This is a genomic window from Hyphomonas sp. (assembly GCF_041398385.1).
GTDB lineage: Bacteria > Pseudomonadota > Alphaproteobacteria > Caulobacterales > Hyphomonadaceae > Hyphomonas.
In genome coordinates this window covers 617,281-629,617 of the sequence record NZ_JAWKUW010000001.1, presented here as the reverse complement: position 1 = coordinate 629,617, position 12,337 = coordinate 617,281, and the positions used below count along the sequence as shown (strand labels likewise).

The following is a 12,337-nucleotide window of genomic DNA, read 5'->3' as shown; positions in this document are numbered from 1 at the left end:
GCTTGCAACAGAGAGGCAGGGGGTCACGCTAGGTGAGGGCGGGGGTCCGGTCCATCTGCACGATGGTGAAGGCGTGGTCGTTGCCATCGCCGGCTTCGTGCGCTTCCAGCGTGGTCGTGGCCCAGTCCGCCGGTCTGACTTCCGGGAAACGCACGTCGCCCTCCGGAGCGGCATCGACTTCGGTCATGTAGATCCGGTCGGCATAGGACATGGCGGCATCGTAGATCGTCGCCCCGCCGATCACGAACACCTTGTCGGCGCCCTGGCGCTGGGCGATGGCGCGGGCGGTGTTGATGGCGGCGGCAAAGCTGGAATAGACGCGGGCGCCCGGCGCGGCATAGGTCCAGTCGCGGGTCAGCACGATGTTCTCGCGGCCCTTCAGCGGGCGGAAGGGCAGGCTTTCCCAGGTCTTGCGGCCCATCACGATCGGGCAGCCGAGCGTCGTCTTCTTGAAGAAGGCGAGATCGTCCTTCAGCCGCCAGGGAAGGTCGCCTTCACGGCCGATCACGTGGTTGCGGCCACGTGCGGCGATGAGGCAAACTTTGACGGTGTCTGGCATGGCGGATCGGACCTTCTGCGTAATTCCTGTTGCGATGAGCGCGCCGGCGCCCTTTAGTCTCCCCGATCCAGACATTTACCACGCCGTAATGCAAGGATTGCGAGTCGCTCGCATTACACTTTTAGCAGCCGTGTCAGGAAGTTCCGTGATAGATACGCTCATCTCCGTGCTGACCAACGGCCATGCCGAACAGATTTTGCCCGCACTCGTTGCATTGGCGCTGACTTTCGCGGCGATCTGGATGCTGCAGGGGCGCGGCTGGGCGCTGATCTATGTCGCACTGATTCCCTTCCTCAACTGGAGCTTCGGCGTCATTCCGGAATTCGAGGTGCTGGCCCCCGGCACGCCGGGCCTCTTCTCGCATGGCGTGTCGCTGCACCCGATGACAATTGTCACGGGCATGGTGTTTGTCGTGCGCGATTTCGTGCAGCGGGAAATGCACCACCGGGTGCTGGTCGTGATGGCGCTCGCGGTGGCCTGGTCGTTCTACTACGCCTGGCCGGTGATCGCGCTGGCGAGCGGTATTGCCTTCGCGATCTCCGAAGGCGTCGACTGGCTGATGTTCACCTTCACGAAGTACCGGCTGTCGACGCGCATCCTCTTGTCCAGCGCCTTTGCCGCGCCAGTGGATACGACCGTGTTCCTCTATGGCGCAGACCTCGCCAAGCAGATCGAGTTCGGGGCCGATCCCGGCAACTCGCTGCACATGTGGAACTGGATCGTGTTCGTCATCGGCAAGATGATCGGCGCACTTGTGGTGTCCGCCGTCATCCGCCGACGCGAAGACCTCGGCCTGACGAATCCGGCCGAGCTCTGAAGATCGCCTAGTCGTTCTTGACGGTCAGATCCTGCTTCGCGAGGAAGCCTGCGATACCGGCGCCGATCAGCGGCGCGACAAGGAACAGCCAGAGCTGGCCAAGCGCCTGCCCGCCGACAAACACGGCCGGGCCGAAGCTGCGCGCCGGGTTCACCGACACGCCGGTCACCTGGATGCCGACAATGTGGATCATCACCAGCGTCATGCCGATGGAGAGACCGGCAAAGCCCGCCGGGGCGCCCTTGGAGGTCGAGCCGAGGATGACGACGAGGAAGATGAAGGTCGCCACGACTTCGAACACAAAGGCGGCGGTCAGGCCGTATTCGCCGAGATAGCCATCTCCCCAGCCATTCTGGCCAAGGCCGTTGGTGGCAAGGTCATAGCCGGCTTTTCCGGACGCGATGAAGTAGAGAATGCCGGCCGCGACGAGGGCGCCGAGGAATTGCGCCGCCCAATAGGTCAGCATGTCCTTTGGTGTCATGCGTCCGGCAACAAAGGCGCCGAAGCTGACCGCCGGGTTGATGTGACAGCCGGAAATCGGCCCGATGCCATAGGCCATGGCCACGATGGACAGGCCGAAAGCGAAGGAAATGCCGAGCTGGCCGACGTCCCCGCCCGCCAGCACGGCAGAGCCGCAGCCGAACAGGACCAGCGTCAGCGTTCCGATGAATTCCGCGATAAAAACTTTCATGATGTACCTTCCCTGATAGGGGTTGCCGGATCTTGCGCCCGGTTGATGACGGGAGCGTGATGGAATTCTGCCCCTGCGGCAATGGCATTCGCGGTCTGGGTGAAAGGCGGCGTGAAAGCCCCGTCAGGCCTCTTCGATGAGCTGGCGGCCCTGGTTTCGGACATTTCCCACGGCCGGCCCGACCGGCCAGGCGTGCATCGCGTCCGTGGGGAAGGGCTCAAACAGGTCATGCACCTGTTTCGATGGCGCCATCAGCCAGCGGTCATAGTCTTTCGGGTCGAGGATCACCGGCATGCGCGTGTGCAGCCCGGCCATCAGGTCGTTCGGTTTCGTGGTGAGGATGGTGAAACTGTCCAGTTCCGATCCGTCGATCATCGCCCGGTCCCAGAGGCCGGCAAAGCAGAACCAGCGCCGGTTTCTGAGGCCGATGGCGTAGGGCGTCTTGCGCCCGGCGGGGCCGGTCCATTCATAGAAGCCGCTGGCCGGCACGAGGCAGCGCCGGTGGCGGAAAGCGCCGCGGAACGTGTTGGACTCCTCCAGTCCCTCGGCGCGGGCGTTGAAGGTGGAGAACTTCTTTTCCTTGAGCGGCTTGTGCCACCAGCTGGGCACGAGGCCCCACATGGCCGGGGCGAATTCCCGCGTCCCGGCCGGCACCGCCTCGCCTTCGGGCGCGAGCCTGACGATCGGGACATATTGGGTCGGGGCGATGTTATAGGCCGCCTCCGGCGGGCCGACCCCTTCTATGATATAGGTCGACAGGGCTGCATGGTATTCAGCCCAGGAGACTTCTTCCCTGAAAAAACGTCCGCACATGGGCGGAGACTAGGCGGGCGCGCCCGCCCTGCCAATCGGTGGCCCGTTTTGCCGCAAGCACGGGACTCTGCAAACCTAGGCGAACCCCTTATTGCTGCGGTGCAGGGCCGGTCCCAATCCGGCCAGCAGACAGATCACAGGAGCCGCCATGAGCATGGGTACCAAAGACTACGCCGCCATCACCTCGAACGTGAACAAGGGCATCAACGGCCTTTGCGAGACGGGGGTCAACAAGACCGTCGCCAATTTCAACGCGATGGCCAAAGGCGCGCTGGAAGACGGGGCCCTGTCGAAGAAGACCAAGGAGCTGATCGCCCTCGCCATCGGCGCGGCGAAACAGTGCGATGCCTGTATCGGCTTCCACACCAAGGCGCTGAAGCGGCTGGGCGCGACGGACGAGGAAGTCGCCGAAGCGCTCGGCATGGTCGTCTATATGGGCGGCGGACCGGGCCTGATGTACGCCGCAGACGCCTGGACGGCCTGGATGGCGTTGAAGGACTAAACCGCCGCCTTCTTATACAGCGACTGGCGCCTTGATATGGGCGTGGGCCTGATAGTTCTCGACCTTGAAGTCCTCATACTCCCAGCCGAACAGGTCAGTCTTGTCGGGGTTGAGGGTAATGGTCGGCAGGGGCAGGGGATCGCGCGAGAGCTGCAGCTTCGCCTGCTCGACATGGTTCAGGTAGAGATGCGCGTCGCCGAATGTGTGCACGAATTCGCCCGGCTTCAGCCCCGTCGCCCGCGCCATCATCAGGGTGAGCAGGGCATAGGACGCGATGTTGAAGGGCACGCCGAGGAAGATGTCGGCCGAGCGCTGGTATAGCTGGCAGTTCAGCTTCCCGTCCATGACATTGAACTGGAACAGGCAGTGGCAGGGCGGCAGGGCCATCTCGTTGACGTCGGCCGGGTTCCAGGCCGACACAATCAGGCGGCGCGAATTGGGATTTGTCCTGATTTCGTCCAGCACCCACTGGATCTGGTCGATCGTGCGCCCGTCCGGAGCGGCCCAGCTGCGCCATTGCTTGCCGTAGACCGGGCCAAGGTCGCCGTTCTCGTCGGCCCACTCGTCCCAGATGGAAACGCCGCGCTCTTTCAGCCAGGCGATATTGGTGTCGCCCCGCAGGAACCAGAGCAATTCGACGATAATCGACCTTAAGTGCAGCTTCTTGGTCGTAACCAGCGGAAACCCGTCCTCCAGGTTGAATCGGAGCTGTCTTCCGAACACGGCGCGCGTTCCCGTTCCGGTGCGGTCGGCGCGTTCGAAGCCGTTTTCGAGGGCGTCCTGCAAGAGGCACAGATATTGCTTCATGAAATTCTCGACGTTTCGATTCGGGTCAGGGACTCATACCACAGAGTGCCGGGCCGGGGCCAAGCAAAGGTCTCAGTTACCATCGAAACGACGCAAAATCAGGCGCACTGCGCCGGGGCCGGGGGGCCTTGTTAAGTATCCGGGCACCGATTGGTGAACCCGGCATTTCCCGATTCGGTCGACCTCGATCGAAAGCTGAAACGAGCCGTAAAAATTTCCTCCGCAAATGTCACCAGCGCCGGGCGATTTGTTCATACCCGGCCCAACAATGGGTGGTGCGTTTTATGGCGGACTTTAGGAAGAAGATCATCCGGCAGAAGGCCGGTTTCGCTCGCAACCAACGGGGCAATGTGACCATCATTTCGGCGGTCTCCATGTTCCCGATCCTCGCGATTTCGGGATTTGCCCTGGATTTCCGGACAACCCAGAACCGCAAGGACGATGTCCAGGCGGCGCTCGATGCGTCCGTGCTGGCAGCCGCCCGCGCGCTTCAGCAGGGCGAGAAGATCGAGGATGTGATCCAGGACGTCGCGGACGTCATGACCAAGATCACGAACGACCAGCAGATGGGCCTGACCTGCCGCGCAGACGGCGTGGTGATCCCCAACACCAAGGCGAGCGTGTTCGCCCGCTATGAATGCCAGCAGGACACCAGCCTGTCCGGCATGATGGGGGTCGAGGAGATGAGCTTCCATGTGGAGGCACGGGCCGTGTACGGAACCATCACCGATGGCTGTATCCTCGCCCTCGGGCCGGTGGCGCCGGAAGGCATCCGCGTGTCGGGCTCGGCCGACGTGAACACCGATGGCTGCAGCGTCGTCTCCAACGTGCGCGGGCCGTACAGCGTCACGGTGAGCGGCTCCGGCAAGCTCGAAGCCAGCTGTGTGCATGCGGCCGGCGACATTGGCGACCTCGGCGCGATCACCACCACGGTGTGCCCCTCGCCAGTGCCGAATGACGGACGCATCCGCGATCCCTATGAGGACATTGAAGTCACTGCGAACGTCTCTGCGATGCCATGCCAGAAGGCCGAGAAGATCAACAAGACGACGTATCGCCTGCCGGCCGGCCGCTATTGCGGCACCGACGTCAAGATGAACGATACGGTCCTGCTGGACGATGGCGGCGTCTACTATTTCGACGGGGTCGACATCGACCTGCATTCCAGCGGCGCCTCGCTGACCGGCACGAATGTCACCCTGGTCTTCATGAATGGCGGCGAGTTTTCCAACGCCAATGGCGGCACGGTGAACCTGTCGGCGCCGACGGAAGGCTATTGGACAGGTATCCTCATGTATGGCGACCGCGATACGACGCCGCCCTTCGCCGACATGAAAATTTCCGGCAATATCGCCTCGACCCTGACCGGCGCGCTGTATTTCCCGGAAACCGACATCGAGTTCCGCGGCACGTCCGACGCGACCGACGGCTGCACGCAGATCGTCGCCCGCTCGGTCGATTTCGGCGGCGACTCGAATTTGCGTTCGAAGTGCGAGTTCACCGGTGTGCGCGCCTTCGGTCCGAACAAGAATATCTATCTCGAGCTCTGATCGTCCCCCACGGTCAGGCCAGGGCAGGAAGCCCCTGGTTAAGGCGGCCTTTCCGGCTGGGTAAGAATTTCGAACCTGCCGGGAAGGCCGCATCAATGTTCAGGGTGGAAAATGGGCACGGGTTGGATAGGTGGCCGGTTAGACGGATGGCACGCGCGCTGTTCAGGCAAATCGCAAAGACGGTTCCGGCGCTGGCAAGGCGCTGGAGCGTGCAGACCCACGCCAACATTTCCGTTCTGATGGCCTTTGTCGTGACCGCGGTGCTCGGTCTTGCCGGGGTCGCGCTCGATCTCGAATTCACGATCCGCCAGAAGAACAAGGTCCAGTTCGCGCTCGACTCCGCCGTGCTCGCCGGCGCGCTCGACCGCCAGAAGGGCAGCCCCGACGAAGCCGTCATCCAGGAAGTGCGCGCCTATGCGAGTTCCCTGATCGACACGGCCGGCGGCGACCTTGCCTGCGGCGAGATCGGCGTGCAGTTCGACGAGGCGAGCGAAGACCTCCGCGCGTCGGTCAGCTGCGTCCAGCCGACTTTCATCACCTCGCTGATCGGGCATGACGACCTGACGTTCTCGGTCGCGTCGACCTCGACCTATTCCATCGGCAAGGTGGACGTGGCGTTCGTGTTCGACGTGTCGGGATCGATGAATTCCTATAATCGTCTCGGCCTCCTCAAGACGGCGGCCGGCGCGGCCTTTGACGAATTGCTGCCGGATGGCGAGGCGGGCATCGACAGCGCGCTGCGCGTCGCCGTCACCACCTACAACAATGCCGTCAACGCCGGGCCGTATACGAATGCCGTGACCGATGCCGTCACGCTCGCGGCGGAGTCGACCAATTCGGACGCGCAGGCCAACTACAACGCCTATAATGGCAAGCGGATGTACGACTCCGCCACGGGTGAGCGCTTCTTCTACTACCAGACCGGCACCTGCCTCGACAGCGGCACCTGCGACCGCCGCTCGAACTGGGACTGGGATCCGGCCCGGCGCGCATTCGATGATGTCAGCGTCGACCAGACCTGCGTCTATGAGCGCACGGGCGCGCAGGCCTCGACCGATGCGGCGCCGGGCTCTCTCGCCTGGATCGGCATGGGCAATCCGGACTGGAATTTCGGAACGAGCGACCGCAACAAGTATGATGGCTGGATGGAAGTCGCCTATGGCGGCGCGGACGCCACATCCAAGGGCGCGTTCAGAAATGATTTTGCGCGCTGCGAATCTTCGAGCCCTGTTCCGCTCACGGACAACAAGGCCGAACTGAAAGCCTATGTGAACAGCCTCACTGCCAGCGGCGGGACGGCGGGTCATCTCGGCATCGCCTGGGGCTGGTACCTTATTTCGCCGAGCTGGTCGTCGATCTGGCCGGAAGCCTCGACGCCCTGGAACTATGACGAGCCGAACTCGATGAAGGTCGTCGTGCTGATGACCGATGGCGATTTCAACTCGTCCCATCCCGATGCGCTGAAGGGGTCGTTCGGACAGGCCATGGACCTCTGCGATGCGATGAAGGCGGCGCCCTCGAATGTCGAGGTCTACACGGTCGGCTTCCAGGTTCCGGACAGCGTGCAGCGCACCGGCGACGGCCGGACCATCCTCGAATACTGCGCGACCGATGCGAGCCATGCCTTCGCGGCGGCGGATGGCGACCAGCTGCTCGACGTCTATAAGGAAATCGCGCACCGGATCTCCCTGCTTCGCATCAAGGATTAAGGCTCAGTCCCCGGACGAAATCGTCCCGCCATCGACCCTGAGGCATTGCGCCCGGTCGCCGAAGGCCTCGAACAGGAATTTCTCCGTCCCCGTCAGCCAGGCCTGTCCGCCAAGGGCTGCCAGCTCGTCGAACAGCGCTGCCCTTCGGTCGGGGTCGAGATGCGCGGCGGCTTCGTCCAGCAGGAGCAGGGGCGGCGGCCCGTCGCGCTCGGCTTTCAGCGCTGTCGCAGACGCGAGGATGAGGCCGATCAGCAGCGCCTTCTGCTGGCCCGTCGAGGCGTCTTTCGCGGGCGCGCCGGTCGGGCGGTGGATGACGGCAAGGTCGGAGCGGTGGGGCCCGTCAATGGTGCGCCCGGCCGCCATGTCGCGCCGGCGCGTGGTGCGGTAGGTCTCGACCAGCAGGTCGAAGATATGGCGGAAATCCTCACCCTTTACGGCCGCAGATTCGGCAGCCCCTTCCAATGAAACGTCCGCCTTCGGAAAATGACCTTCCGGACGCGCCTCGATGGCCGCCTGCAGCAACTCGATCACCTGCGCGCGGTTGATCGCGATTTCGGCGCCGCTTTCGGCGAGCTTCACTTCGATGGAGTCGGCCCAGGCCGGGTCAACATGGCCGCGCTCCAGCAGGGCATTGCGTTCCCGCATCGCGCGCTCATAGCGGCTTGAGGCGGTCGCGTGCGACGGGATGTGGGCGAGGACCAGCCGGTCGAAGAAGCGCCGCCGGTCGCTGGCGCTGCCGCGGAACACGCCATCCATGTTCGGCGTCAGCCAGACGATGCGGATGAGATCGGCAAGGTCGGTCGCCGTGGCCGGTGCCCCGTCGATGCGCACGACGCGCTTGGCACTGCCGCCGGACGTGTCGAGCGTGACGCCCACCTTGCGCTCATCGGCGAGCGTCGCGGCGACCGTCCAGCCTGTGCTCGTGCCTGTGCGCGACATTTCCGGAAGGGTGGATGAGCGAAGCCCGCGTCCTGGCCCGAGCTGGCTGACGGCTTCCAGCAGATTGGTCTTGCCCGCACCATTGGCGCCATAGAGGCAGACATGCCGGCCATCCAGCGGCAACACCAGCGACGCATAATTGCGGAAGTCGGTGAGCGACAGTCTCGTAAGCGCGGTCATGTCGTCCTGCGGGTCGCCCCGCCTTCGGTTACACCCGGAGCGGCATCAGCACGTAGCGGGCGGAGTCGTCCGACGGGTCCAGCACGAGGGCGGGGGAGGCGGGGTCGTTGAACATGAACTCCGCATCCGGCGCTTCGATCTGGGCGGCGATGTCGAGCAGGTATTTGGCGTTGAAGCCGATCTCCATCGGGTCGGCGCCATACTCGGCCTCCAGCTCTTCATTGCCGACGCCGGTTTCGGCATGGTTCACCGCAAGCGTCAGCTTGCCCTCGCCGAGCGACAGTTTCACCGAGCGCGAACGTTCCGCCGACACGGTGGCGACGCGGTCGACAGCGGCCTCGAAGGCCTTGTTGTCGATGGTCAGCTTCTTGTCGTTCCCTTTCGGGATGACGCGGCCATAGTCCGGGAACGAGCCGTCGATCAGCTTGGAGGTCAGCGTGGCGCGGCCGGCGCGCACGACGATCTTGGTGTCGGAGACTTCCACGTCGACCGGGCCATCCAGCCCGTCGACCAGGCGGCGGGCTTCGCCGACAGCCTTGCGCGGCACGATGACGCCGGGCAGGTCTTCCGCGCCTTTCGGGGCCTTCACCTCGGCCAGGGCGAGGCGGTGTCCGTCGGTCGCGACGGCGCGCAGCACCGGCTTGCCGTCGTCATTCGTCGTGCCGTGCAGGTAGACGCCGTTCAGGTAATAGCGGGTCTCTTCGGTCGAGATGGCAAAGCGCGTCTTGTCGATCAGGCGTGCGAAATCCTTGGCGTCGAGCGTGAAGCTGGTCGCGCCATCGTCGACCGCCATGGTCTGGAAGTCGGACGCGGGCAGGGTCGGCAGTTCGAAATGCGAGCGCCCGGCGGTGATGGAGAGCCGCTGGTTCTCGGGCTGCAGTTCCAGCTCGACCTCGGCACCTGCGGGGAGCTTGCGCACCACGTCGAACAGCGTGCCCGCCGGGGCGGTCACGGCGCCTTCGCGGGAGACTTTCGCCGCCGCGCTGTCCACGGCCTCGATGTCGAGGTCGGTCGCGGTCAGGCGCAACTCGCCCTTTTTGGCTTGAAGCAGGACGTTTGACAGGATCGGGATGGTGTTCCGCCGCTCGACCACGTTCTGCACATGGGACAGTGCGTTGAGCAGGTCGCCGCGTTCAATCGTCAGTTTCATCTTCGTCTGGTCCATCCATCCCGGCCGGTGATGCCCCCGGCCGCTCAATCTTGTCCTGTTTCCGGCTGGTTCCCGATGGAGGCCCCACCGGAAGAATCAGCCCACTTCCTTGCGGAAGCGGGCTGCAGACACTTAAACATCCGCGCGCAAAAGCCAAGCTCTGATCGCGGCGACCCTTGTTGGCCAGGCCTTAATGATTGCCCGTAGCGAGCAATTCCTGGATCGCGCAGGAGACTTTCGCGATGTCCGTCACCAGTTCGGCGTCTTTCTGCATCTCCCGGGCGATTTTCCGGTGGGCGTACAGGATCGTGGTGTGATCGCGGCGGCCGAAGGCGCGCCCGATCTGGGGCAGGGATTTGCGGGTCTGTTCCCGGCACAGATACATGGCGATCTGGCGCGGATAGACCACGGCGCGTGCCTTGGACGGGCTTTCGAGGTCAGCCTTGGAGACGTTAAACACCTTCATGGCGGCTTTCTTGACGAGTTCGATCGAAGGCACGCGGATTTCTCCTTCCATGCGGCGGATCACACGGTCCACCATGTCGGCCGTGGGGACGAGTTCGCCGAAGCCGGCTTCGGTAAACAGGTTCCACACGGCGCCGGTCAGTTCGCGGCCGGGGCCGCGGATTCCGGTCTGGATGCGGTCGACCAGCGCCTCGTCCAGCACGAAGCCCGGATTGTCGACTTCGATGTGCGCGGCGAGGCGGCGCACGATTTCCCGGCGCATGTCCTGCTCCGGCAGCTCCACCTCGGCGACGGTCGCGCCTTTCAGCTCGCTCATCATCCGGGCCGAGAAGCCGGCGAGTTCGCCGGGCGTCTTGTCGGCGGCCAGGACAACGTTGCCGCCCTTGGTGATGACTTCGCGGATGTTCTGGAACAGCTCCGTCTCCGTGCCGGGCTTGCCGGCGATGCGGTGCAGGTCGTCGATCAGCAGAATGTCGGCGGCGCGCAGGCGGCGCTTCAGGGCGCTCGTGTCCTTCGCCTTCACGCCGTCGGTATAAGCGGAGAGGAATTCCTCAGCCGTCAGGTAGACGATCGTGGCGCCGGAATTGTTGAGCGCGGCGCGGTGGCGCAGGGCATGCAGGATGTGCGTCTTGCCCGTGCCCTGAAGGCCCGCGATCAGGTGCATCTGCGTGCCCACCGGCAGGCCGTCGGCGACGCGCTTGGCGAGCGTCACGGCGATACGGTTGGACTCGCCGGTGACCAGCGTGTCGAAGCTCATCTCCGGAGCGCCGGATGCGACGCCTGTCGTCGTGCCGCCGCTATTGTTGCCGCCATCGCCGGCGCCGGCCGCTGCAGGGGCGGGTGCAACGTCTTCTGCGGTCTCCGACCACGGATCGACGTCGAGGTCGCGCAGCAGCGGATCGCCGGCGCGATCCTTCCAGCAGACGAGCTGGATGCTGCGGCGCGCATCATCATGCTCGCGCCAGACGCGCTGGATGGCGTGCCGGTGGTCGGCAGCGACGCGGTCATAGGACAGCTTGTCGCGCGCGGCGATGACGATGCGGCCATCGATTTCAGCCACCAGCTTCAGGTCTTCGATCCAGCGGGCGAAGTCAGCGGCGCTGACGATGCCCTGAAGATGCCCGCGCACCTCGGTCCAGATGTCCTGGCCGGGCCGCTTTGCGATCTTCTTGCTGGTGCCTGACTCTACGGTTTCTGGAGTGTCAAAGAGTGTCTTTCGGTCCATGCCGAGCCCCATTTTTTTGTTATGTCGTACAGTCAGCCAATCGGCACGCAACGTCCCACCCAGTCACCCGAACTGGCCCCGTAAATACTCCGCACAGGGACGTTATCTCTTGGCTGAGTTCAAATTACCGGGACGGTGTTTTTTACACAAGTGCATCTTTTTTCTGACAGCCGTGAATGGGCGGTTGACTCTTCCTTAACCATGCCCGCCCGGTGCGTAAGCGTTTGAAATCTACGCCAAAAAAAATATGCAGAAGAGGTGTGAGTGAGTCATTCGACACAAATGTTCACATCTGTTCTGTCAACAAGGAATCTACGAAATTGGCTGTGAAATTCGGCCAAATTCCTGCCATGCGACACTGTGTGTATACCACAAGACACGCAGCCTGCCTATTCGCACATAAAGCGAAAACGCTGCCTTGCAGATTCGCAGTTCTGGAGGTTTTCGCGATGCTTGCGTGACAATTTTTTGGGCGCCGTCAACGTGCGGCCAAAGTCGCGCGGCGCCGTGTCGCGCGACATCCTGACGGGGCAATGACGGGCCATTTCCGGGCATCAAAAAACCCGCCTGGCGTCGGCCGGGCGGGTCTTTGATTTTGTGCCTGTGACCGGGCTGGCCGGAGGCTTATGCCATCGCCTTCACGCGGGCGGCCAGACGCGAAACCTTGCGGGCCGACGTGTTCTTGTGGATCACGCCCTTGGTGGCTGCACGCATGATTTCCGGCTGGGCGGCCTTGAGGGCGTCGGCAGCGGCCGACTTGTCGCCCGAAGCGATGGCTTCCTCGACCTTGCGGACGAAGGTACGCATGCGCGACCGGCGGGCCTTGTTGACCTCGGTGCGGCGCTCGATCTTGCGAACCATCTTCTTGGCAGAACGGGTATTAGCCATGTCAAACTCCTGATGCCCGAGGGAGGCCCCTCAGGCTGAAGG

Annotated in this window: 12 protein-coding genes; 4 read left to right on the top strand and 8 right to left on the bottom strand. The window is 63.7% G+C overall.

The genetic code is table 11. From position 1 onward, the window contains the following. Positions 1–28: 28 nt before the first annotated feature. Complete coding sequence (locus R3C13_RS03095; RefSeq protein ID WP_371309327.1) at positions 29–559, bottom strand: dihydrofolate reductase; 531 nt, start codon at positions 557–559, stop codon at positions 29–31. A 145-nt stretch (positions 560–704) separates the two neighbouring features. Between R3C13_RS03095 and R3C13_RS03090 the strand changes: the two genes are divergently transcribed. Further along, entirely contained in the window at positions 705–1,376 is a 672-nt protein-coding gene (locus R3C13_RS03090) for a hypothetical protein (protein ID WP_371309326.1), read from the top strand. A 7-nt stretch (positions 1,377–1,383) separates the two neighbouring features. On the opposite strand, the gene aqpZ is transcribed toward R3C13_RS03090, so the two are convergent. Then, the gene (gene aqpZ, locus R3C13_RS03085; RefSeq protein WP_371309325.1) at positions 1,384–2,067 is read right to left on the bottom strand and encodes an aquaporin Z; all 684 of its coding nucleotides are present in this window, start codon (positions 2,065–2,067) and stop codon (positions 1,384–1,386) included. Between the two features lie 123 nt (positions 2,068–2,190). Continuing rightward, the gene (locus R3C13_RS03080) at positions 2,191–2,880 is read right to left on the bottom strand and encodes an SOS response-associated peptidase (protein ID WP_371309324.1); all 690 of its coding nucleotides are present in this window, start codon (positions 2,878–2,880) and stop codon (positions 2,191–2,193) included. Between the two features lie 154 nt (positions 2,881–3,034). On the opposite strand from R3C13_RS03080, the gene R3C13_RS03075 reads away from it, so the two are divergent. After that, positions 3,035–3,382 (top strand): carboxymuconolactone decarboxylase family protein, encoded by a 348-nt coding sequence (locus R3C13_RS03075; protein WP_371309323.1) that lies wholly within the window; start codon positions 3,035–3,037, stop codon positions 3,380–3,382. A gap of 12 nt (positions 3,383–3,394) precedes the next feature. Here the strand turns inward: R3C13_RS03075 and R3C13_RS03070 are convergent, their stop codons facing one another. Then, complete coding sequence (locus R3C13_RS03070) at positions 3,395–4,189, bottom strand: thymidylate synthase (RefSeq protein ID WP_371309322.1); 795 nt, start codon at positions 4,187–4,189, stop codon at positions 3,395–3,397. A 284-nt stretch (positions 4,190–4,473) separates the two neighbouring features. Here R3C13_RS03070 and R3C13_RS03065 point away from each other — a divergent pair, with 284 nt between their 5' ends. Both R3C13_RS03065 and R3C13_RS03060 read left to right on the top strand, forming a co-directional pair. Beyond that, positions 4,474–5,739 carry a TadE/TadG family type IV pilus assembly protein gene (locus R3C13_RS03065; RefSeq protein WP_371309321.1) on the top strand — a complete coding sequence of 422 codons (1,266 nt, stop codon included), beginning with the start codon at positions 4,474–4,476 and terminating at the stop codon, positions 5,737–5,739. A gap of 146 nt (positions 5,740–5,885) precedes the next feature. Continuing rightward, on the top strand, positions 5,886–7,448 hold the full coding sequence (locus tag R3C13_RS03060; RefSeq protein WP_371309320.1) for a hypothetical protein: 1,563 nt from the start codon (positions 5,886–5,888) through the stop codon (positions 7,446–7,448). 3 nt (positions 7,449–7,451) lie between these two features. On the opposite strand, the gene recF is transcribed toward R3C13_RS03060, so the two are convergent. The 4 genes from recF to rpsT form a co-directional block, all read right to left on the bottom strand. Then, the gene (gene recF / locus R3C13_RS03055; RefSeq protein ID WP_371309319.1) at positions 7,452–8,567 is read right to left on the bottom strand and encodes a DNA replication/repair protein RecF; all 1,116 of its coding nucleotides are present in this window, start codon (positions 8,565–8,567) and stop codon (positions 7,452–7,454) included. 28 nt (positions 8,568–8,595) lie between these two features. Then, a complete protein-coding gene (gene dnaN, locus R3C13_RS03050; protein WP_371309318.1) occupies positions 8,596–9,717 on the bottom strand; it encodes a DNA polymerase III subunit beta in 1,122 nt (373 codons plus the stop codon). A 190-nt stretch (positions 9,718–9,907) separates the two neighbouring features. Further along, positions 9,908–11,407 (bottom strand): DnaA ATPase domain-containing protein, encoded by a 1,500-nt coding sequence (locus R3C13_RS03045; RefSeq protein ID WP_371309317.1) that lies wholly within the window; start codon positions 11,405–11,407, stop codon positions 9,908–9,910. 624 nt (positions 11,408–12,031) lie between these two features. Beyond that, the gene (gene rpsT / locus R3C13_RS03040) at positions 12,032–12,295 is read right to left on the bottom strand and encodes a 30S ribosomal protein S20 (RefSeq protein ID WP_371309316.1); all 264 of its coding nucleotides are present in this window, start codon (positions 12,293–12,295) and stop codon (positions 12,032–12,034) included. Between the last annotated feature and the right edge of the window lie 42 nt (positions 12,296–12,337).